The organism is Kitasatospora hibisci (assembly GCF_043950205.1).
In the GTDB taxonomy this organism is placed as follows: Bacteria; Actinomycetota; Actinomycetes; order Streptomycetales; family Streptomycetaceae; genus Kitasatospora; species Kitasatospora hibisci.
Genome location: NZ_CP171642.1, coordinates 3,471,416 through 3,492,094, shown reverse-complemented (window position 1 = coordinate 3,492,094; position 20,679 = coordinate 3,471,416). Strand labels below are relative to the sequence as shown.

Here is a 20,679-nt window from a genome sequence, read left to right as displayed (position 1 = left end):
CACGGGGGCGGGGCCGTTCGTCACCCCAGCCGGTGCAGCCCGGACGGGGTGAGCGCCACGTCCACCGGGAGGTCGTGCGGCTCGGCGGGCACCTCGGCCAACAGCTCGTGCTCGTACAGCAGCACCGCCAGCAGCGGACGTACCCCGGCCCGCTCCAGCCGGGCCAGCACCCGGTCGTAGGAGCCGCCGCCCCGGCCCAGCCGCAGCCCGGCCCGGTCCACCGCCAGGCCCGGCAGCAGCACCAGCGCCGCCCCGGTCACGGCCTCCGGCCCGAGCCGCCCGCCGACCGGCTCCAGCAGCCCGCGCCCGGCCGGGGCCAGCTCCTCCGGGCCCGCGTACTCGGCCCAGTCCAGGTCGTTGTCGGCCAGCAGCACCGGCAGCAGCACCCGCACCCCGCGCGCCCGCAGCGCGTCCAGCAGCGGCCGGGTGCCGGGCTCCCCGCCGACCGACACGTACGCGGCCACCGTGGCCCCCGGCGCGGCCAGCTCGCCGGCGTGCGCGGCCAGTGCACGCGCCGCCTCCTCCCGGGCGTCGGGCGGCAGGGCACGCCGCTGCGCCAGCAGCCGTGTCCTCAGCTCGCTCTTCTCGTTGTGCACGGGATCCTCCACAGCTCTGTGCCGGTGACGCCCAGAGCCTGTCACGCGGAAGGCACCCCCCATGTCCACCCCGCTCCTGGTCCAGGCCATGGCGGCGCTGAGCGTTCCGGCCCTGGCCTGCGCCGCCCTGTTCGGGCTGCGCGTGCGCCGCGGCGACGGCGGGGCCGCCGTGCGCGAGGCCGGGCTGCGCACCCGGGTCGCCGAACTGGAGGCCCGCTGCGCCGAACTGGAGCGCACCGCCTCCTGCGACCCGCTCACCGGCGTCTGGAACTACCGCCACCTCCAGCTCACCCTGGACCGGGAGATCGAGCGCTCCCGGCGCGCCGAACAGAACGAGCAGCAGGACGGCCCGCGCCCGCTGGCCGTCCTGCTGCTGGAGATCGCCGGCTTCGAGGCGGTGGTGGCCGAGCACGGGAGGGGCCGGTCCAACGCGGTGCTGCGCGACCTCGCCCAGCGGCTCGGCATGGAGATCCGCCGCTCCGACACCTTCGGCCGGTACAGCGGCGAGGAGTTCCTGGCGGTGCTGCCGGACACCGGCGCCGAGGGCGCCGCGCAGGTCGCCGAGCGGCTGGTCTGGTCGGTCCGGCGCCACCTGCTGCTGGACTGGTCCTCGGGGCCGCGGGCGGACCGCCGCCCGCACGGCAACGGGCTGACCGCCGCCGTCGGCGTCGCGGTGCTTCCCGCGGACGGTACGCACGCCGCCGTTCTGCTCCGGGCCGCGGACCGGGCCCTCGCCGAGGCCCGCGCGGCCGGCGGCGACTGCTGGCGCACGGCGGGCTCCTCCCGGCCGGACAGCGGCTCCGATGCCGAGGGTGACCGTTCGGGAAAGGCGGGTAGTCTGTCGCCCTGTGTCGGAGAGGACCCCCTCTCCTCACCCGTCACACCACCTCTGCCTGCCATTGTGGCCGGGCTCAGCGACGTGCTGTCACAGCCGGTCAGCCGTGCCCGGTCAGGCGAAAACGTGCCTTAGTAAGGTAAAACGCATGACGACGACCAGCTCCCGAATTCCGGTAACCAAGGCCGTGGTACCCGCGGCCGGACTGGGCACCCGCTTCCTTCCGGCCACCAAGGCCACCCCGAAGGAGATGCTGCCCGTCGTCGACAAGCCGGCGATCCAGTACGTCGTCGAGGAGGCCGCCTCGGCAGGCCTCTCCGACATACTGATGGTCACCGGGCGCAACAAGCGCGCCCTGGAGGACCACTTCGACCGTGCCTACGAGCTGGAGGAGCTGCTCGCCCGCAAGGGCGACCAGGACCGCCTGCGCCGGGTCCGCGAGTCCGTCGAGCTGGCGAACATGCACTACGTCCGCCAGGGCGACCCGAAGGGCCTCGGCCACGCCGTCTCGGTGGCCGAGCAGCACGTCGCCGGCCAGCCCTTCGCCGTCCTGCTCGGCGACGACCTGATCGACCCGCGCGACCCGCTGCTCGCCCGGATGATCGAGGTCCAGCAGGAGCTCGGCGGCTCGGTCGTGGCGCTGATGGAGGTCGACCCCTCCCAGATCCACCTCTACGGCTGCGCGGCCGTCAAGGCCAACGGCTTCGGCGAGGACGTCTTCCAGGTGACCGACCTGGTCGAGAAGCCCGACACCGCCGACGCCCCGTCGAACTACGCCGTCATCGGCCGCTACGTCCTCGACCCCTCGGTCTTCGACGTGCTGCGCGAGACCCCGCCCGGCCGCGGCGGCGAGATCCAGCTCACCGACGCGCTGCGCGAGCTGACCACCCGCGACGTCGAGTCCGGCGGCCAGGTGCACGGCGTCCTCTTCAAGGGCCGCCGCTACGACACCGGCGACCGTGCCGACTACCTGCGCGCCATCGTCCGACTGGCCTCCGAGCGCGAGGACCTGGGCCCGGAGTTCCGCTCCTGGCTCCGCGAGTTCGTCGCCTCCGAGCTGCAGGACTGAGCAACCGACAGAGAGCGAGAGCGCCGATGACCGGGTCCACGGACAGCAGCACCACCCCCGTCGCAGCCTGCTGCGGCGGGTCCGCGGACCCGGCACCGGCGCCCCGCCCGGCTCGGATGTGGACCGTCGACGAGCACCTCGCCGACGTCCTCGCCGCGGTCGCCCCGCTGCCCGCGATCGAGCTCCAGCTGCTCGACGCCCAGGGCTGCCGGCTCGACGAGGTCGTCCTGGCCGACGTCGACCTGCCGTCCTTCGACAACAGCTCGATGGACGGATACGCCCTGCGCACCGCCGACACCGTCGGCGCCACCGCCGAGTACCCCTCGGTGCTCTCGGTGGTCGGCGACATCGCCGCCGGCGCCGGAGAGCTGCCGACGGTCGGTCCCGGCCAGGCCGCCCGGATCATGACCGGTGCGCCCGTTCCGCCGGGCTCCCAGGCCGTCGCCCCGGTCGAGTGGACCGACGGCGGCAGCGGCACCGGCCGGGCCGCCGACGCGATGGGCGCCGCCGTCGAGGACGAGGAGGTCCGGGTCCTGCGCCCGGTCTCCGAGGGCGCCCACATCCGCCGCCGCGGCAGCGACGTCGCCGCGGGTACCCGTGTGCTGGAGGCCGGCACCAGGCTCGGCCCGACCCAGCTCGGCCTGCTCGCCGCGGTCGGCCGGGCCACCGTCAAGGTCCGCCCCCGCCCGCGCGTGGTGGTGCTCTCCACCGGCAGCGAGCTGGTCCAGCCCGGCGAGCCGGTCGGCCCCGGGCAGATCACCGACTCCAACAGCTTCACCCTCACCGCCGCCGCGCTGGACGCCGGCGCCATCGCCTACCGGGTCGGCGGGGTGCCGGACGACGCCGCGCGGCTGCGCGCCGTCCTGGAGGACCAGCTCGGCCGGGCCGACCTGATCGTCACCAGCGGCGGCGTCAGCGTCGGCGCGTACGACGTGGTCAAGGAGGTCTTCGAGTCCTACGGGGGCGTGGACTTCCGCCGGCTGAGGATGCAGCCCGGCAAGCCGCAGGGCTTCGGCCGGATCGGCGCCGGGGACTCCGGCCCCGGCGTGCCGCTGCTGGCCCTGCCCGGCAACCCGGTCAGTGCCTACATCTCCTTCGAGCTCTTCGTCCGCCCGGTGATCCGCACCATGCTCGGTGCCGAGGACGTCCACCGCCCGGTGGTGCGCGCGGTATGCCCGGTCGCGCTGCGCTCCCCGGCCGGCCGGCGCCAGTTCCTGCGCGGCAGGTACCGGGCGGCCGACGGCGTGGTCGAGCCGGTCGGCGGGGCCGGGTCCCACCTGGTCGGCGCGCTCGCCCGGGCGGACTGCCTGATCACCGTCCCCGAGGACGTCACGGAGCTGCCCGCCGGCAGCGAGGTGGACGTCGTCCTGCTCGGCGGCTGAGACCCCGGCGCGACGGGCCGTCTCACCGGCACGGCCCGTCCCACGCCCCGGCCGGGACGGGGGGTACGGTAGCGCGGTATTCGATCTGCGCGCCCCCTGGAGCCACCCGTGACCACCTCACCCCCCGGCGACCGCCTCACCCACGTCGACGACCAGGGCGCGGCCCGGATGGTCGACGTCTCCGAGAAGGCCGCCACCGCGCGCACCGCCGTCGCGGCGGGCCGGGTCAGGGTCTCCCCGCGCGTGGTGGAGCTGCTGCGCGGCGAGGGCGTGCCCAAGGGCGACGCCCTGGCCGTCGCCCGGATCGCCGGGATCATGGGCGCCAAGAAGACGCCCGACCTGATCCCGCTCTGCCACCCGATCGCCGTCTCCGGGGTCAGGGTCGACCTCGCGGTCGCGGACGACGCGGTCGAGATCACCGCCACCGTGAAGACCGCCGACCGCACCGGCGTCGAGATGGAGGCGCTCACCGCCGTCGCGGTGGCCGGCCTCACCGTGATCGACATGGTCAAGGCCGTCGACAAGGGCGCCGCCATCGAGTCGGTCCGGGTGCTCAGCAAGACCGGCGGCAAGAGCGGCGACTGGTTCGCGCCGGAGGCCGCGCAGTGACCGGCGCGGACGAGCCGCGCGGGGTGCGGGCGCGTGGGGGGCGGGCATGAGGGCGCTGGCGGTGACCGTCTCCAACCGTGCGTCGGCCGGGGTGTACGAGGACAAGGGCGGCCCGCTGCTGGTCGCCGGGCTGCGGGCGATGGGCTTCACCGCCGACGGCCCCGAGGTCGTCCCGGACGGCGAACCGGTCGAGGCGGCCCTGCGGGGGGCCGTCGCGGCCGGCTACGACGTGGTGCTGACCACCGGCGGCACCGGCATCTCCCCGATGGACCTCACCCCCGAGATGACCGCCCGGGTCATCGACCGGCAGATCCCCGGCATCGCCGAGGCCATCCGGGCGTACGGCCGTGAGAAGGTCCCGACCGCCGCGCTCTCCCGCGGGCTGGCCGGCCTCGCCGGACGTACCCTGATCGTCAACCTGCCGGGCTCGACCGGCGGCGTCAAGGACGGCCTGGCCGTCCTCGAACCGCTGCTCGCGCACGCCGTCGACCAGCTCGGCGGCGGGGACCACCCCCGGCCCGACACGTCTGACTCCGGGAGAGCGCACTGAACGCCGGCTGGCCGGTGGAGCTCCACGAGGGGGACGTCGCGCTGCGCCCGATCCGGGGCCGCGACCAGCGCGAATGGCAGGAGGTCAGCCAGCGGAACCGGGACTGGCTGCGCCGCTGGGAGGCCACCGTGCCGCCCGGTCCGGCCGGCCACAACGCCGGCCAGCGCCCGACCTACCGGCAGATGGTGCGCTTCCTGCGCGGTGAGGCCTCGGCCGGGCGGATGCTGCCGTTCGTCGTGCTCTACAAGGGCCAACTGGTCGGCCAGCTCACCGTCGGAGGGATCACCTGGGGCTCGATGTGCTCGGCCAACGTGGGGTACTGGATCGACGAGGCGGTGGCCGGCCGGGGCATCATGCCGACCGCGGTGGCGCTTTCGGTGGACCACTGTTTCGGCGCACTCGGACTGCACCGGATCGAGGTCTGCATCCGCCCCGAGAACGGGCCGAGCCGGCGGGTGGTGGAAAAGCTCGGCTTCCGCTCGGAGGGAATGCGTCCGCGCTACCTGCACATCGACGGCGACTGGCGGGACCACCTGGTGTACGCGCTCACCGCGGAGGAGGTCCCGGAGGGGATGCTGGAGCGCTGGCGGATGCTCAGTTCCGGCCACCGTCCAGGTAATTGAATATATGTTCGAATCAAATATCGATATGGCATCGGTGTGCCGACGGACGGGCACAAATGCCGGCAAAATAGTCGGAGAATCAGCTTGATCACACGACACGCCGCGTCGAATTGCTACCGGGCCTTCCCCGGCGCCCGTACGGTGTGAAACGTGAGCAGTAGCGGCCTTATCTACGCCGTCATCGTAGGGGCCTGGGCCGCCTATCTCGTGCCGATGTGGCTCCGCAGGCAGGACGAGCTCAACGAGGCGCGCCCGACGGAACGCTTCAGTACCGCCATCCGCCTGCTGGCCGGGCGTTCGGCGCTGGAGCGGCGGGCATCCCGGGCCCTGGGCGACGAACCGTGTGATGACGAGCAGAGCAGTGACGACGGCCCTCCCGAGCGGGACGGGGCGGCCTCCGGCGACCCCGCGGACCGGACGGACGGCGAGGACGGGACGGACCGGGAGGCCGAACCGCGGGCCGAGCGCCCGCCCGAGCCCGAGCCCGAGCCCGCGATCGACCGCTCGGCCGACCGTCCGGTGGACCGTCCGGCGGACGGCGCCGAGCGACGGGCCGGGACCGAGCGCCGGGCGCGGCTGCTGGCCCGCCGCCGCCGGATGGTCAGCGTGCTCTTCCTGGCCTTCGCGTTCGGCGCGGTGGCCGCGGCGGTGGCCGGTCTGGCCTTCCTCTGGGTCCCGGCGGTGCCTGCGGTCCTGCTCACCCTCTACATCGGCCACCTGCGCAAGCTGGAGCGCCAGCGGTACGAGGTGAAGCTCGACCGGGCCCGGGCCGCCCAGGCGGCCGAGCGGCTGCGCCGGCGCGAGCAGCAGCGCACCGAGGCCCGCGCGGTCGAGGACGCCCCGGCGGAGGCCGCCGACGAGTCCGTCGGCGCCCGGCCGCACCTGCGGCTGGCCGCCGACCCGACGCCGGCGGAGACCGGCCCGGCCGGCTCGGCCTCGGCGGTGGCGGAGGCGACCGAGCATGAGGAGTGGGTCGACGGCATGCGCGAGCGCGCCGCGGCCGGCCCGGACTCCTGGGAGCCCGTGCCGGTCCCGCTGCCGACCTACGTGACCGCCCCGGTGGCCCCCAGGGTCAGTCGCGGCCTCGACCTGTCGGCCCCCGGCACCTGGACCGCGGGCCGTCCGGCGGAGGGGCGTGCTGCGGAGGCCCGCCCGACGGAGGCCCGCACCACCCCGCTCTTCGACCAGTACGCCGATCCGTCGGCCGTGGAGAGTCGCCCCCGCGCCGCCAACGGGTGACGGTCCCGGGGGTGCTCCGGCACCCCCGACCAGGGTCGCGCTCCGGGGGTGGTCACGAGCCCCCTCCGAAAGGTGCTAGAGTTTCTTCTCGTTGGGGCTGTGGCGCAGTCCGGTAGCGCACCTCGTTCGCATCGAGGGGGTCAGGGGTTCGAATCCCCTCAGCTCCACCCAACAGGGCCGTTCACGACTTCGGTCGTGAACGGTTCACGAAATCCCGTCCAGTAGGCAACTCTGGGCGGGATTTCGTGCTTTGCGGGTCTGGTCGGGTCTGGCTGTGGCCTGTGGGGAGGACCACATCGCCCCGCAGGATGGCTGAGCGGAGCTGGCGGTGCGAGTGCGGGCACGGCGAAGCGGCCGTGGGACCGGAGAGGGCGCGGTCCCACGAGCCAGCGTCGTGTGTTCTGCAGTTGGTCTGGCAGTTGGTTGGCTAGCTGGGGTGAGGTGGGCCGGTTCCCGGGCCGCTGCGGGCGCTGTGGGGCGTCGTGGTCGGGGTCTCCGCTGCCGGTGGGACGTGCGGGTCGGGGGTGTCGGTGATGCCGGCCAGGGTGTAGCGGTCCTCGGCCCACAGGCGGCGCTCGCGCAGGTAGACCTCGATGGTGCGCAGGTTCTCGACCATCAGCTGGACGGCCGCGAGGAGGGTCTGGGCGACGCGTCCGCGGCTTTGGCGGAGCTCGCGTTTGTCGAGGAAGGTGTCGACGTTCTTCACGCGCCCGTTGAGGCCCTCGACGTGGCTGCGCAGGCCCCTGTAGACCTGTTGCCAGGTCTCGCGGCCCCATCGCAGGTCCTGACGCAGTTTCGGCATGAGGTCGACAGGGGCGCCGATGGTGGGCTGCTGACAGATCTCCGGCCGCAGGTGCATCGGCTTGTCCGGGACACGGACGGTGGGTTTGGCGGCGGGGTGAGCCCGGCGCGAGCGTCGGTTGTCCAGGTCGATCACCGGACGGGGCGGGGTGGCGCGGCGCTGGTGGCGGGGACGCTGGTCGCGTTCGGCGGCCCAGGCGCACTGGACCTTGGGGCTGGTGTCGGCGGCCGGGCACTGGTACCGCTCGACGCCCTTGGCATTGGCGTTCTGCTTGAGCGGCAGGAGGAAAGGGTCGGCTTCCTCCAGACGGGGGAGCAGCTCCTCGCGCTGCCGGTCATGGGGATGGACAGGATGTCCCGTGCCGGCTTGCGGTCGACGAGGATCACGGCATGGCCGCCGCCACGCTGTTCCAACCAATCAGACACGATCTGGCGGTCTGACGACCAGCTTGCCAGGGGACGCTGACGCGCCTCGAAGGTGTTGCCGACGTTCAAGCCGAACCAGTCCGGCCGCTCCGATCCTCCCTGCCAGGCCAGTGCCCGGTAGGAGATCAGCTCGGTGATTCCCCGGCTGGCGAGAAGCTCCTGGGTCAGTTGGTACTGGATGCGCAGGAAATCTCGTAGCGCGTTGCGGTTGTAGTCGAGCTCCAAGTCCACGGCGAAGCGGGTCTTCGGGTCCATCCGCCATTCCAGGACCTGGGTAAGACCGAATTCCTCTTTGGCGGCCTCCTGTAGGGCCAGCACGCGCACGTTGTTGTTGGAGCCGTAGGACCAGGACCCCATCAGCTCGCTGACCGCGATCCATCGGACCAGCGTTTCGGCGCGCGGGTCGTCCATGCGCACCACCCTGTTGGGAGCGTGCCGGGGATCGGCCTGGTCCAGCTCATCGATGTGGAAGATGTCTGCCCCCATCGAGGGGTATTGCTCGTTGTGGGGCTCAAGGACGTAGCGGCCATCGCCCAGTCGGTGTCCCATGTCCGTACCGACACCCAGTCCGAATGCGGCGAGCACGAGCTCCGGTGTCGGCGACTGCATCCGCTCGGCAAGGGCCTGGATGGCGATGGTCTTGGCCTGGGGAGTATGGGTGATACGGCCGTCATCGGTCAGTAACGCTTCGCTGATCCGCTGCTGGTCGGTTCGTTCCGGGGATCCCAGTTCTGGCGCCAGGGAATGGTGCTGTTCGGCCGGCGTCTGGGGTAAGGCGACGTGTTCCCCCGGCGGCCGGGGCAGGAGCGGCGCGGTGCCGACAGCGTGCTCTGCCACCTGATCGAACCGCTCCATGACGGCGTCGAACAGGTCAGGGCGGCCCAGTTGCCCGAACAAGGCGTTCAGGCCTTCGAGTTGGCGGCGCATGATCGCGATGTCGCCCGGGGGGATCGGGTTGTCCACCCAAGCGAAAACGTGAGGTTCTACCTGTCGGTAGAAGGTGCGCACGAAGGGGTTCGCGGCGTCGGGGACCAATCCGTGCGAGGTGGCGCCAGCGCCGTTGCCGACCGCGATCAGGCCTTGCCGCGCGCCCGGGAGGATGTGGTCGGCATCGATGCCGTGGGTGGCGGTCAGGGCATAGTGCAGCCCGAGGAACACGCCGTCTCGGGTTGAGGGTGCCCCACGCTCGTCCAGCTCACTCAGGCTCTGTTGGCCGGTCGGCTCACCGGGCATGTGATCGGTGTACACGCCGCGGGGCCCCACTGGGTGCGATAGCGGGACTCGGGCGCCCACCACTCGGCCGACATACGCGTCGAGCACCTTGATTCTCGCGTCCTCGGACCGGGCGAACGACTCGTACACGGCCCGCGTGCCGTCCTCGAAGTCGACCAGCGCTCTGTTCTCGAAGTCGCTCCCGTGGTCGAGCGCCGTCATGCCAACCGCACGGGCGCCGGTAACCGGGTGCGCCGGAAGAACAAGCGCACTCGGGACATCGGCGTGCGGTTCCCCGGCCAGCACCGTTTGCAACTCGGCCTGGACACTCGCCCAGCTTGCGACGAACCCGGGGTGGAGATTCATGTTCTGGATCTCGGACAGGGGAACCCAGGACATTGCGACAGACTCACCCTCGACGGGCTGGACTGTGATCAGCCGATCGACGGTGGCGATCACGGTGTCGTACGACCATCCGCCGTGATCGTCCCGAACAACCCGCTCAACACGGACTTGGGCCGGATCCAGGTCACTCTCCTCGATGGCTTCGCGGATGGCGGCGTCAGCCGCGGACTCGTGACTGTCCCTCGCGCCACCGAGCAGCGCCCAGGTGCCTCCTTGGTCAGTATCCGCGCCCCGATGATGCATGAGCGCGTAGACCTCGCCGTCCGCGGCACGGTGCACAGGCAGCAGCCCAGCGGCGCCGAAGCGGCCCCAGTGCGCGTGCCCCTGAGCGCAGTTCACCCAGCCGTCCCCCAGCATCGCGGGCAGCGAACGAGCCCAACTGCGAACGCCCCCTTCGTCGACCGGCTGTTCACTCATCACGATCCCCCTCGCTGATTCGTTCTACAGTTCCGCGGGTTGCCGTCCCGCCCTCTCCCGCTTGCGGCCCGTCAGGCCCCGCGTAGGAAGGACTCGGCTTGGCTGCGGAGTTTCGCCGGCGCCGCGGGCCAGGCGGGCTGCGCATCACCTCTCGCAGCTTGATCTCCTTCACCTCCCGGGGCGCGTCCCTCCGCAAGCCGATGTGCGACCACATCTGGCTCAAGTCGTCGTACGGGAGGTCCCACGCGGGACCGAGCGTGGAATCCGGCGCGCCGACCGGTTCTGCGGGCACGACGTGGACCTCGTCGGCACTGGCAGCGGGAGTGATCTCGATCAAGGTGAGACCAAGCCGTTCGACGGTTCCTCGGAGCAAGACCCGGTAGTCCTCGACCGTGGCGGTCGAGGGCGGTTCCCCGTCGAAGAAGAGGCTGAATACCCAACCAGACGTGCCAGTACGGGCGAGGTCCAGGATGAGGCGGGTGGCAGTGTCACTCGCCAGAGCTCGGTGAGCGACGCTCTTGGTCGCCCCGGGCCCCTCCGCACGAGGGATCGGTTCGAGCTGGAGTGCGCCGAGTAGCTCCTGGAGTTGGTGCGCGGTCAGGTCTCCGTGGGAGAGCACTCGAAGTGCGGGCCAGAGCATGGCAGATGGCTCCTTCATCGGTCAGGCGACCAGGGGAATGGTGCGGCAGCAGCAGCCGACTGCGCCAGGACTTACCTTGGAGGTCCCAGGTGGATCGGATTGCTCCAGGCGCGTCGCCCTGCCGCGTCCTCGACAGTGACCCGGCAGTACCCGCCCGCGAACATCGCCACAGGCAACGAGCAGTCCATGAGGTCTGTGCCTTCGAGAACTTGCTTGCCCGGCTTGCTCCCGGTGATCAGCACCTTGCGTACCGGCGAAGATGCCACCGAGATCCGGTCGTTGCCCAGCTGGATGTCGTACAGCTCGGGCCCGGTGCTTGAGTAGTAGTGGCCTGCTTTGAGTGCCACGAGGAGTGCCTCCGGGCAGAGCGACTCCGCACGGACTTGGACCCAGGCCGCGCAGGCCGGTGGATCCTCGGGTTGGAAGTGCGAGTCATCCGCAGCGTAGGCGCTCAGTTTATGACCGCGGTTGAGTAGTACGTCGGTCAGGTGCCAGCTGTCACCCCGGTCTTCGTAGGCGGATAGCGCGTTGTAGACCTCGACCGCGTGTGCCGCATCCAGGCTCTCGGCGTCGGAGAGGGTGAGGAGCGATGCGGCAGGGTGGGCCATCCCGATGAACGCGCCGGCGGTTCGTGCGCGGCGCGCCAGCTGCGGGCCGGTCTCTCCAAGCGCGGGAGGAGGGAAGCCGAGCGGCAACCCCACGGCGACGATGTGCCACTCCGAAGAGAACTCAGTGCTTGGGCCGTGCAACTCCGCGCCGAGCAGCGTGGTGAACTCGGGGGTTCGTAGCGGCCGGGTGTCTGTCAGCGGAAACCCGTGCTTGGCGCGGAAGTGGTCGGTGATCGCCAGAAAGTCGTAGCCGGCCGCGCGGTAGTGGGCCACGGTCTTCTCGGGTGACAGGGCGCCATCGGAATGGTTGGAGTGTGTGTGCAGATTGCCGCGCCAGAAGCGGCCCGGCTGGTTGAAGGGCGGTTCGGTCACGCTACCCCCTCGTCGGCGTGGTCGGGGCGTCCACCCCAGTCGGCCTGTCGACTGCCACTGCGTGGGCGAACGCAACACCACCGTAGCGATAAGGGGCGGGGCGAGCTCAGACAACGGGTTGGTCCGCAGCAGGACCGTTACGACGGTACGAAGGACTGTGGTGATGTGCACCAGAATGATGCGGAATCGGGAAACCTTGGCGGGGTTGGTTCGGCGGAGATCTCCGGTTTGACGCCGGATTCACACCAGTCTGAACTTGCTGCCCCAGCTGTGACGGGGGTGTGCTGGTCGAACAGTGTCGACCTGGCACCCATTTCCGAAGGCGTATCGCGACGGGCTGGTCCGCACCCAGGCCGAGATCCTCCACCGCGCGTTGCCCGGCTCGACGCACGCCCGCTCGGTGAGGCCCTGGTCAGCTGACCGCCAGTCGATAGCGGATCTGGCGAAGTCGGGGGTCTGAGGAACCCCCAGCAGGGCCTGCGAGCGGCTGACGAGTCCTTGTTGTCGAGGCACCGTCTGCAAGCCACAACAAGCCCCACGCCTTACGTGTACACCCGATGGGTGATATCACTTGGCGTGCGTTGACGGCCACGCCAGGTGGATCGGGGAGCGGTGTGTCGGAGTCGGAGGGTGCGCGGCAGGTAGGTGGGGGACACCGCTCACTGACGGTGCTACCCCATACCCTGCGGATGGCGCAGGTGCCTGAGCCGAAGAAACTGGTCCCTCTCTATGATCCCGACGAGTTCGAGGAATTCGTCAAGGAGTGGGTCCCGGCTCTTGAGAAGGAGCCGGGGTACGTCGCGGTGGAACGCCTCGGAGGCTCCGGCGATCACGGCATCGACGTGGCCGGATACCTGTCGACACAGAGGCTGGAGGGGGAATGGCACAACTACCAGTGCAAGCGATACGCCAAGTCGCTCACATGGGCGACCGTAGCGCACGAGATGCGCAAAATGTTCATTTCCGCAGCACAGGGCCACTTCACGGTACCGACCAGGTACGTGTTCGTAGCGCCTGCGATCTCCCGCACCCTCCGCACCGAGCTCGCCAAGCCCACCGACAGCCGCGAGAAGTTCCTCGCGGAGTTCGACACGACCACGGACGCGATCGTGACCATCTTGTCCGTTGAGCTGCGCGCCGAGGTGCGGGCACTGGCAGCGGCGACGTGCTTCTCGATGTTCGAGTGCATCGACCTGGACAAGATGCTCGCCCAACACCGAACCACGCCGCACTGGGCGCAACGCTTCCCGTACGCCCCGCTGCCGCAGGGGCCGGAGAAGATGCTGCCGCCGGAGGAGCACCACGACGACGAGCGGCGCTACCTGCAGCGTCTCCTGGAGGTCTACCAGGAGAAGTTCCCCGATCTGATCACCGAGCTCAAGCACGTAGCGGATGTCGAGGAGGCCGACGGGCACCTCAAGCGCCACCGTGTGGCCTTCTACGCCGCTGAGTCGTTGCGGGTCTTCGCCCGCGACTCGGCCGGACCGGACTACTTCGACAAGGTCATGAAGGACGTCTACGACATCGTCGTAGAGGTCGCGGAGTGTCCTGCGCCAGACGGGTGGACCCGACTGGCGAAGGTCGTCGCCGCTGCCGGCTCGGTCCAGCTCACTCCGACGATCCTGACGCCGTACGTGGAGCCTGACACGCGTAAAGGGGTATGCCATCACTTGGCGAACCAGGACCGCTTGACGTGGTGCCGGAAGGGAGACGGGTGAACCCGCTGAACAGCCCCCTAGAGGTCGGGGTGCGTGCGCTTGTGCTGTTGGCCGAGACCCATCCGCAGCCTTTGGACTTGGCACAGCTCGTCGTCCTCGACCACGTCATGCTCCACACCAGTGACTACGACGGACCACCGAGCCTGCATCCCGCGCTGCCGGCTGGGGCCGGGGAGATTGGGATGAAGCGAGGAGTGCTGGAACAGGCGCTGCTTGTCCTGATCAGGGCGGGCCTCGCTGGGTTGGAGGACCGCAGCGAGGGGCTGATGTACTCGGCGACCGATCGCGGGCCCGTCTTCGTCGACATCCTCGAAGCACCCTACGCCGAGTCGCTGCGCGAGCGCGCCGAGTGGGTGGTTCACCACTACCTTCCGTCCATGAACGTCCGGGAGGCGACAAGAGAGATCGCCAACCGATCCTTCGTCGGCTCCACTATCGCGGAGAATCAGCTGTGAGCGACCTGCGGCTTGTCCACCTCACCTATGCGGGGTCGGGCCGGCCCACCGCCAACGTGGAGTTCGATCCCGAGCTCACGGTGATCTACGGGGCGTCCGATACCGGGAAGTCGTTCATCGCTGAGTCCGTGGAGTACATGCTCGGCGGCACGTCATTGAATCCGGTTCCCGAGGCTGACGGGTACAGCCAGATCCTCTTGGGTCTGCTGCTGCCGGACGGGAGTCCACTGACGCTGGTCCGGACGCTGGACAGCAAGACCGTGTTCGTACATCGCGCGGACCTACGGGAACTAGTGACGCGGTACCCCGACGAGCAGGTCACCGCAAATCACACCGCCCGCAGTAAGAACAGTCTGTCGGTGTTCCTTCTGCGCGAGCTCGGTCTGTCGGACTTCCGCATCCGCAAGGGCGGCACTGGGACGACCCGGCCGCTGGCGCTGAGCGACCTCGTCCACCTGTCGGTCATCCCGGAGACCCGGATGGTCGCCCCGCTCTCTCCGGTTCTGCACTCGTCCTCAGCCACCGGCAGTACCGCGGCCGCATCCGTCATGCGTCTGTTGCTCACTGGGGAAGGCGATACAGAGGTCGATCCCGGCCCGAACGAGGGGCAGCGCCGGGTGAACCGGGGCAACATCGTCCTTCTCGACAGAATCGTCCTGGACCTGCACGCGAAACTCTCCACACAGGAGACGGTCGGCGAACTGCGTACCCGCCATGCCCGGATTCAGGCGTCTCTCGACGAGCATTCCAGCAGCCTGAGTGCGTCGACTGCCCGCCACTTGGAGGCGGTCGCCAGCCGTGCGAGGATCGCCCAGGAATTGGCCGATGTGGAATCACGCCTCTCCGAGGTCGGTGCACTCGTCACCAAATTCCGCCTCCTGGAGGCCCAGTACCGGTCCGACCTCGCCCGTTTGGAGATGGTCACGGAGGCCGGAAGTATCTTGGGATATTTCAACGTGGGCACGTGTGTGTTCTGCGGTGCCGAACCCGAGCACCAACACCCCGGACACGGCGACCACGAGACCACCCAACTGCACATCGCCGTCCAGCACGAGGCGGTCAAGACCACCTCGCTGCTGTCCGACCTGCTGCCCACCATCGATGACCTCACAGCCCAGTTCGAGGCACTCGTCTCACGCCGTGCGGTACTCATCGACGCTAGGGCGCTCGCCGAACAGCAGCTCGCCGAAGCAGAGGCGCTTCTGGACCCTGCCCGCGGGCTCATGGAAGAAATCCTCCATAGCCGCTCCGCAGTCGAACGCGACCTCGAACTCCACCAGCGCATCGAAGAACTGGAAGAACGCCGCTCCGTACTGGACGCGGGAACAGCCGCCCCCGCCTCGCGCTCCCCCGAGTTCATCCGAACCCGATTCCTCTCCCGCTTCGACGAGGTGCTGCGGCAGACCTTGGAGGACTGGGGGGTTCCGTCCGTCGAGTACGCCGAGTACGACCAGTACGAAATGGATATCCGGGCCGGGAACAGGCTGCGCTCAACCCGTGGCAAGGGTGTCCGCTCGGTCCTTCACTCCGCGTTCACCACCGCTCTGGCCCGCTACTGCCGTGACAATGACTCCCCGCACACCGGTTTCGTCGTCCTGGACTCCCCCGTCGTCACCTATCGCGATCCCGTCAATGATCCCGTCGGCGACGATGTCGTCATGACGTCATCTGTCGTCGAACGCTTCTACCGCGGCATGCTGGACTTCCCCGGACAAGCAGTCATCATCGAGAACGGTGACCCACCAGCGGATGTCATCGCCAACTGCCGTTCCTACCTCTTCTCCGGGACCGGCAACGACAGGCGTGGGTTCTTCCCCCTCCCGGCCCCACCTCGCGGCCACAGGAACTTCGAATAGGCCGTCTCCACCTTCCCTGGCGCCGTCCGCGCCCTGCTCGCGGGCGGCGAAGCGGAACGCTTCCACGTAGCCGGCTACCGCGACCCCGGCAGGCTCATGGCCAACGAGGACCGGATCGAACACGTTGACCTGGCGGCCCCCGTCCTGTCCACCCGCGCGACCCGACTCATCAAGGAGCGCCGTCGGTGATCCGCACCCTCCCGGCACCACCCGACCCCGATCAGCTCGCCGCGGTCGATCGCGACGGCCACCTGATCTTGCGCAACGCCGTCAGCCCCGAGATCCGGGACCGCTTCGCGGAGGCGAGCCTCGCAGATCGCTCCGATCGGCTCGCTGCGGCGCCCGTGGAGCTGACGCCCCCTGGCTGGATTTTCCACCCGGCCCTGACCGGCAATGGGAATCAGGGCGAACGAGAAGAGAGTTGCGGGTGAGTCGAGCGGTCACGCTCGACTCACCCGCACCGGCCTACTTACTCGCTGGCACCAACACTTTTACCAGAGCGAGGACTTGACGAGTACTCGCCAGTGCGAACTTCCTCGTCGCCGGCGAGGGGATAAACATGGCGATCAAGAGCATGAGGCTCATCACCACCACTGCGACGGTCACCGGCACCGCGAGCGCGAGCCGGGCCCATACGCTGAAAGGGACCGTCACCGGCACCCCCCGGACAGCGAGGTCCGGGTGTCAAGTCCGTTGCCGGATACGGCCTTATGAGCTATGGTCAATACCAAACGAACCTTCCCTGTCAAGCTCGGCGGGTTGAAGGAACGGACGGCTCCCGCTGGAACGGGGGCCGTCGGCATTTTGGGCCGACGGTGATGTAGTCCGCTCGCTGTTGAGCTTAGAACACTGCCTGCCGCGCCGGGGTTCCGCGGACTCATGGTGGTAGCCAAGGATTTGACAAGAGGGGATCGAAACCCCGCCAATCGAGGTTTAGATGCTGCCATGGCCTCCGGCGAGCACGAAGGCGTCGTGAACTGCGGCGTCACCTCGGGCTTCTAGATTCCCAGCGATCCTTTCGCAAGGCCGAGTCGACGCTGATATGTGTCCGGTTCCCGTCTCCGATACGGTCTGCCCGTTGTCCAGAGGGAGGGGACCCCAACTGTGCACATACCCGACAGTTTCCTCAGCAAGGCTGGCCGCCAGCGGATCCGCCAGGCCGAGGAACGCGCCGCGAAGACGTATCGGCGCAATGTCGCTGCCCAGAACGCCTTCGTCTCCCTCGCCCGGCACATCGAGGCCGAGAAGCACACCGCCCAAATCGTGACCAGGCTCAAGGCTGAGGAGCGTCGCAAGAGCGGGGCGGCGGAATTCAAGCGCCGGCGCAACCTTGATGCCGCCCTGCGGAAGCACAGCAAGGCCGTACGGGATGTGACGTACGCCCGGGGCCTTCTGCTCCGCGCGGAGCGCAATCCACAGCTCGCCGTCCAGCCTGTCCAGCCCTCCCGGACTCCTGGACGGAACAGTCCGGGCCCGCACCCTACGGAGCCGATGTGGATCGGGTCGCACTGGACCCGCTCAACAAGCTGAGAGGCCGCGCGCAAGGCGCACGCCGGTACTGCATCAGCAGATTCGAGCAGCGCGGTCACAATCGATCAACCGATCTCGCGGCATTGAACCCGAGGGTTCTTGCCCGACGCCGATGCTACTCACGAGGTCGGCAGGGCTCAACGTGTCACGGACATGGCTGGGCATACAGGCGGCTACGGCCCCAGTGGGCGGTGCGCCAGTCCGGGTCGTACTTGAGCGGTTGTGCTGCGGTGGGCAGGAATCTCACGCTGAGATTATTGTCGCGGCTGTGACAAAATGGGAAGCGATCTTTCCGGGCGTGGGGAGGGTCACGGTGGCGATGTGTATCGCTGCAGGTCATCCCTACTCGTGAACGGCCCACCCAGCAAGAAGTCCCGCCCGATCATCAGATCGGGCGGGACTTCTGCGTTATGGGGGTGGTGGCGCCGGACGGGCTGTCAGGCGGCCTCCGGGGAGCCCGGGTTGGCCGGTGTGGCGATGATCACTGCGGCGGGTCGTCGCCCTTCACGAGGACCACCGTGCAGCCGGCGTGGTGGACGCAGTACTGGCTCGTGGTGCCGAGCCGGGCGCCGGGCGGGGCGCAGCGCCCGCGGCGGCCGAGCACGAGGACGGCGGCGCCCGCGGCGGCCGAGACCAGGGTGGGGCCTGCCGGGCCGGCCTTGAGCCGGCGGTGGACGGCCGGTCGGCCGTCCGGCAGGCCCGCGGCGGCCAGGGTCTCGTCGAGGATGGCGGCGGCGTGGCGTTCGGGCCCGAAGCCGTCCAGGGCGGGCAGGACCAGGCCGTGTGCGCCGTGCAGGGACGGGAAGTCCCACACGGTCACGGCCTCCAGCGGCCCGCCGGTGAGGGCGGCCAGCCGGGCCGCCCAGCGGACGGCGGCGTGGGAGTGCGGGGAGCCGTCCACCCCGACCACGATCCTGCCGTCCGGTCGCGGAGCCATGGTTCGAGGGTAGGGCGGTCCCGCGGGTTCCGCCGGGAGAACGGCCGGGGGCCGGCGGGTCCGCGCTGCCTACGGCCGGCCGGAGCCGGCGTACGGGCCCGGCTGGGGCGCGCCGGACTGCGGCGGCACCGTGCCGTAGCGGGCCGGACGGCGGCCGCGCGGGTGGCGGGTGAGGGTGTATCCCGCGACGCCCGCCAGGGCGGCCAGGGCGCCGCCGCCGAGCGTCCAGAACCAGCGGCTGTTCCAGCCGGAGAACCAGCCGGTGTACCAGTGCTCCTCGGCCTCCTCCGGTGCGGCCGCCTTGGCGGTGGCGGCGCCGCCACCGGCCGGCGGGACCAGCGGGGCCTTGAGGTCGCCGCCCTCGGGCTGGGCGTTGTCGGCGTCGCCCTTGGCGCTCACGTGCAGCTGGACGGAGGCGGCGAGGCCGAGGTCCGGCTGAGGGGCGTCGGAGACCGAGAGGCGGACGTAGTAGGTGCCCGGCAGCGGGTCGCCGGACCACGGCTCGGCCCAGGAGCGGACCTCGCGCAGGGTGCAGCTCAGCGTGATCGAGGAGGCGCCGGTGTCGGCGGTCGCGTTCTGGGTGCCGCCGGTGCAGGACTGGCGGCGGCGCAGCCCGTCGAACACCTCGACGCTCCAGGTCTGCGGGCCGTGCCGGTCGGCGGCGGCGGCCAGGCCGACGGTCAGGCCGACCGTCGGGGTCTGGCCCTCGGAAGCGCCGAAGGCCCAGTAGAGGTAGTCGCCGGTGGAGGCGGCGACCTTGGCGTCCTGGCCGGGGGAGAGGTTGATTGCGGTCAGGAAGGACGTCCCGGCCTTGGTGGCCGGGGCGGGGGTGCCGCTCGCGGTGGGCGAGGGCGAGGCGGCCGAGGCGGCCGGGGCCGCGAGGGTGAGGGCCGGGAGCAGGGCGAGCCCCGCCAGGGCGCCGCGGATCGTCGGGTTGGGCATGGTCAGTTCTCCTGCCAGACAGCGATCCGCCAGCGCGCGATCCAGCCGAACAGCAGGCCGGTGATCAGGCCGGCCAGGGTGAGCACCAGCAGCAGGATCCAGCCGCGGCCGAGGCCCATCGCGGGGCCGTCGGGGGCGGGGGAGGCTGCGGTGAGGTCGACGGTCAGCTCCAGCGGCAGGCCCGGGTCGGCCTGGACGCCGGGCTGGCCGGCCAGCGAGTTGCTGACGACCAGGCAGACGGTGGTCTCCGGCCTGCCGCTCGCGGAGGCGGACGGCGTGGCGGTGGCGTAGCCCCTGGAGTCGTCGGCGGACCAGCGCAGGCCGGCGGAGACCACGTCGGTCCGGCCGCTGCCGGCGTCGGTGCCGCGGACCAGCTCCTGGCCGGTGGCGCTGGTGGCCTGCAGCAGGACGCCGTAGTCGCGGGCCACGGCCCGGTCCAGCGCGACGCTGACCGAGGCGCGCAACTCCTGCCCGGCCTTGACCGGGACGCGGTAGACGCGGTGCTCGGAGAACTTCTCGCGGTCGCTGTATACGCCGGGGGTGAGGACGGGCGCGCTCTCGCACTTGTCGGTGCCGGCGGTCTTGACCGGGGCCACCGTGTAGGTGTCGTTGGAGCGGTCGACCAGCTGCTTGACCTTGTCGGTGAGCTGCTCCTGGGTCCGGACGTCGGTGTAGGTGCCGCCGGTGGCGTTGGCGATGCAGAGCAGCTGCTGGCGGGTCTTGTCGTCGTGCGCCAGGCCGAGGGTGTCGACCACCAGGTGGATGCCCTGGGCGGCGAGCTCGCGGGCCACGTCGCACGGGTCCGGCGGGGCGCAGGAGTCCTCGCCGTCGGTGATCAGCACCACCCGGCGGGTGGTCTCGCCCTTGCCGAGGTCCTGGGCGGCGCCGCGCAGGGCCAGGCCGATCGGGGTCCAGCCGGTCGGTCGCAGGGTGGCGACGGCGGTCTTGGCCTCGGTCTTGTTGGTCTTCCCGACCGGGAAGAGCTGCCTGGTGTCCTGGCAGCCCTGGGCCTTGTCGTCGCCGGGGTAGTTGGCGCCGAGGGTGCGGATGCCGAACTCGGTCTCCGCAGGCAGGGCGTCGATCACCTCGTTCAGCGACTGCTGGGCCACCGCGATGCGGCTCTTGCCCTGGATGTCGGTGGCCTGCATGGAGCCGCTGACGTCCAGCACGAGGTCGACCCGGGGGGCCTCCTTGCCGGCGGCTGTTCCGGCTGATGGTTCGTCGGCATGGGCGGGCAGCCCGCTGAGCAGCGCACCGCCGGCTATCGCCAGGGCGGCCAGCAGGCCGCCGAGCCTGGTCTTTGGTCGTCGTCCGGTAATCACGCGCCGATCCTAGGGCGTGCCCGAGCGGCCATCAGTTCCCCCCGGCCGCACGGGCCGGGTGGGTGGAGCGTCGGGCGCCGGCGTGAACTCCCTGGCGCCGGTGGGTGATCGGGCCGCGGGTGTGGGGGCGTGCGC

19 protein-coding genes and 1 tRNA gene are annotated in these 20,679 nt (G+C 70.5%); 13 read left to right on the top strand and 7 right to left on the bottom strand.

Features of this window, described 5'->3' with window-relative positions; translation table 11 throughout:
- Positions 1-20: 20 nt before the first annotated feature.
- Positions 21-596 carry a 5-formyltetrahydrofolate cyclo-ligase gene (locus ACF9IK_RS14825; protein ID WP_395294679.1) on the bottom strand — a complete coding sequence of 192 codons (576 nt, stop codon included), beginning with the start codon at positions 594-596 and terminating at the stop codon, positions 21-23.
- A gap of 61 nt (positions 597-657) precedes the next feature.
- Here ACF9IK_RS14825 and ACF9IK_RS14820 point away from each other — a divergent pair, with 61 nt between their 5' ends.
- The 8 genes from ACF9IK_RS14820 to ACF9IK_RS14785 all read left to right on the top strand — a co-directional run bounded on the left by ACF9IK_RS14820 (position 658) and on the right by ACF9IK_RS14785 (position 7,070).
- Positions 658-1,566 (top strand): GGDEF domain-containing protein, encoded by a 909-nt coding sequence (locus ACF9IK_RS14820; protein ID WP_395294678.1) that lies wholly within the window; start codon positions 658-660, stop codon positions 1,564-1,566.
- A 13-nt stretch (positions 1,567-1,579) separates the two neighbouring features.
- Positions 1,580-2,500: a UTP--glucose-1-phosphate uridylyltransferase GalU gene (gene galU / locus ACF9IK_RS14815; protein ID WP_238949767.1), complete on the top strand. Its 921-nt coding sequence runs from the start codon at positions 1,580-1,582 to the stop codon at positions 2,498-2,500.
- Between the two features lie 116 nt (positions 2,501-2,616).
- A complete protein-coding gene (gene glp / locus ACF9IK_RS14810; protein WP_395298579.1) occupies positions 2,617-3,882 on the top strand; it encodes a molybdotransferase-like divisome protein Glp in 1,266 nt (421 codons plus the stop codon).
- 108 nt (positions 3,883-3,990) lie between these two features.
- Positions 3,991-4,491: a cyclic pyranopterin monophosphate synthase MoaC gene (moaC, locus tag ACF9IK_RS14805; protein WP_395294677.1), complete on the top strand. Its 501-nt coding sequence runs from the start codon at positions 3,991-3,993 to the stop codon at positions 4,489-4,491.
- Positions 4,492-4,537: 46 nt separating this feature from the next.
- Entirely contained in the window at positions 4,538-5,041 is a 504-nt protein-coding gene (locus ACF9IK_RS14800; protein WP_395294676.1) for a MogA/MoaB family molybdenum cofactor biosynthesis protein, read from the top strand.
- Between the two features lie 14 nt (positions 5,042-5,055).
- Positions 5,056-5,664 (top strand): GNAT family N-acetyltransferase, encoded by a 609-nt coding sequence (locus tag ACF9IK_RS14795; protein ID WP_395294675.1) that lies wholly within the window; start codon positions 5,056-5,058, stop codon positions 5,662-5,664.
- Between the two features lie 150 nt (positions 5,665-5,814).
- Entirely contained in the window at positions 5,815-6,903 is a 1,089-nt protein-coding gene (gene sepX, locus ACF9IK_RS14790; RefSeq protein WP_395294674.1) for a divisome protein SepX/GlpR, read from the top strand.
- 93 nt (positions 6,904-6,996) lie between these two features.
- A tRNA-Ala gene (locus tag ACF9IK_RS14785) sits at positions 6,997-7,070 on the top strand.
- Positions 7,071-7,330: 260 nt separating this feature from the next.
- Here ACF9IK_RS14785 and ACF9IK_RS14780 read toward each other — a convergent pair.
- The 3 genes from ACF9IK_RS14780 to ACF9IK_RS14770 all read right to left on the bottom strand — a co-directional run bounded on the left by ACF9IK_RS14780 (position 7,331) and on the right by ACF9IK_RS14770 (position 11,784).
- Positions 7,331-7,762 (bottom strand): hypothetical protein, encoded by a 432-nt coding sequence (locus tag ACF9IK_RS14780; protein WP_395294673.1) that lies wholly within the window; start codon positions 7,760-7,762, stop codon positions 7,331-7,333.
- A 74-nt stretch (positions 7,763-7,836) separates the two neighbouring features.
- Positions 7,837-10,164, bottom strand: a complete 2,328-nt coding sequence (locus ACF9IK_RS14775) for an NUDIX domain-containing protein (protein WP_395294672.1) — start codon at positions 10,162-10,164, stop codon at positions 7,837-7,839.
- A gap of 711 nt (positions 10,165-10,875) precedes the next feature.
- On the bottom strand, positions 10,876-11,784 hold the full coding sequence (locus ACF9IK_RS14770; protein WP_395294671.1) for a CehA/McbA family metallohydrolase: 909 nt from the start codon (positions 11,782-11,784) through the stop codon (positions 10,876-10,878).
- Between the two features lie 689 nt (positions 11,785-12,473).
- Here ACF9IK_RS14770 and ACF9IK_RS14765 point away from each other — a divergent pair.
- The 5 genes from ACF9IK_RS14765 to ACF9IK_RS14745 all read left to right on the top strand — a co-directional run bounded on the left by ACF9IK_RS14765 (position 12,474) and on the right by ACF9IK_RS14745 (position 17,343).
- Positions 12,474-13,502, top strand: coding sequence for an ABC-three component system protein (locus ACF9IK_RS14765; RefSeq protein ID WP_395294670.1), 1,029 nt, complete (start codon positions 12,474-12,476; stop codon positions 13,500-13,502).
- Positions 13,499-13,957, top strand: a complete 459-nt coding sequence (locus ACF9IK_RS14760) for an ABC-three component system middle component 2 (protein ID WP_395294669.1) — start codon at positions 13,499-13,501, stop codon at positions 13,955-13,957. Before ACF9IK_RS14765 ends, ACF9IK_RS14760 begins: the two co-directional genes overlap by 4 nt.
- Positions 13,954-15,813, top strand: coding sequence for a hypothetical protein (locus tag ACF9IK_RS14755; protein ID WP_395294668.1), 1,860 nt, complete (start codon positions 13,954-13,956; stop codon positions 15,811-15,813). The genes ACF9IK_RS14760 and ACF9IK_RS14755 overlap by 4 nt, the downstream gene beginning before the upstream one ends.
- A 185-nt stretch (positions 15,814-15,998) precedes the next feature.
- A complete protein-coding gene (locus ACF9IK_RS14750; RefSeq protein WP_395294667.1) occupies positions 15,999-16,244 on the top strand; it encodes a hypothetical protein in 246 nt (81 codons plus the stop codon).
- Between the two features lie 673 nt (positions 16,245-16,917).
- Positions 16,918-17,343 (top strand): hypothetical protein, encoded by a 426-nt coding sequence (locus ACF9IK_RS14745; protein ID WP_395294666.1) that lies wholly within the window; start codon positions 16,918-16,920, stop codon positions 17,341-17,343.
- Positions 17,344-17,824: 481 nt separating this feature from the next.
- On the opposite strand, the gene ACF9IK_RS14740 is transcribed toward ACF9IK_RS14745, so the two are convergent.
- The 3 genes from ACF9IK_RS14740 to ACF9IK_RS14730 all read right to left on the bottom strand — a co-directional run bounded on the left by ACF9IK_RS14740 (position 17,825) and on the right by ACF9IK_RS14730 (position 20,544).
- Complete coding sequence (locus tag ACF9IK_RS14740; RefSeq protein WP_395294665.1) at positions 17,825-18,280, bottom strand: universal stress protein; 456 nt, start codon at positions 18,278-18,280, stop codon at positions 17,825-17,827.
- A gap of 69 nt (positions 18,281-18,349) precedes the next feature.
- The gene (locus ACF9IK_RS14735) at positions 18,350-19,222 is read right to left on the bottom strand and encodes a peptidase (protein ID WP_395294664.1); all 873 of its coding nucleotides are present in this window, start codon (positions 19,220-19,222) and stop codon (positions 18,350-18,352) included.
- Between the two features lie 2 nt (positions 19,223-19,224).
- Positions 19,225-20,544, bottom strand: coding sequence for a VWA domain-containing protein (locus ACF9IK_RS14730; RefSeq protein ID WP_395294663.1), 1,320 nt, complete (start codon positions 20,542-20,544; stop codon positions 19,225-19,227).
- Positions 20,545-20,679: the final 135 nt, after the last annotated feature.

Coding starts and splice junctions, on each gene's coding strand:
- ACF9IK_RS14740 (WP_395294665.1), bottom strand. CDS start 18,280: ATGGCTCCGCGACCGGACGGCAGGATCGTGGTCGGGGTGGACGGCTCC.
- ACF9IK_RS14735 (WP_395294664.1), bottom strand. CDS start 19,222: ATGCCCAACCCGACGATCCGCGGCGCCCTGGCGGGGCTCGCCCTGCTC.
- galU (WP_238949767.1), top strand. CDS start 1,580: ATGACGACGACCAGCTCCCGAATTCCGGTAACCAAGGCCGTGGTACCC.
- ACF9IK_RS14820 (WP_395294678.1), top strand. CDS start 658: ATGTCCACCCCGCTCCTGGTCCAGGCCATGGCGGCGCTGAGCGTTCCG.
- ACF9IK_RS14780 (WP_395294673.1), bottom strand. CDS start 7,762: ATGCACCTGCGGCCGGAGATCTGTCAGCAGCCCACCATCGGCGCCCCT.
- glp (WP_395298579.1), top strand. CDS start 2,617: ATGTGGACCGTCGACGAGCACCTCGCCGACGTCCTCGCCGCGGTCGCC.
- ACF9IK_RS14765 (WP_395294670.1), top strand. CDS start 12,474: ATGGCGCAGGTGCCTGAGCCGAAGAAACTGGTCCCTCTCTATGATCCC.
- ACF9IK_RS14775 (WP_395294672.1), bottom strand. CDS start 10,164: ATGAGTGAACAGCCGGTCGACGAAGGGGGCGTTCGCAGTTGGGCTCGT.
- ACF9IK_RS14800 (WP_395294676.1), top strand. CDS start 4,538: ATGAGGGCGCTGGCGGTGACCGTCTCCAACCGTGCGTCGGCCGGGGTG.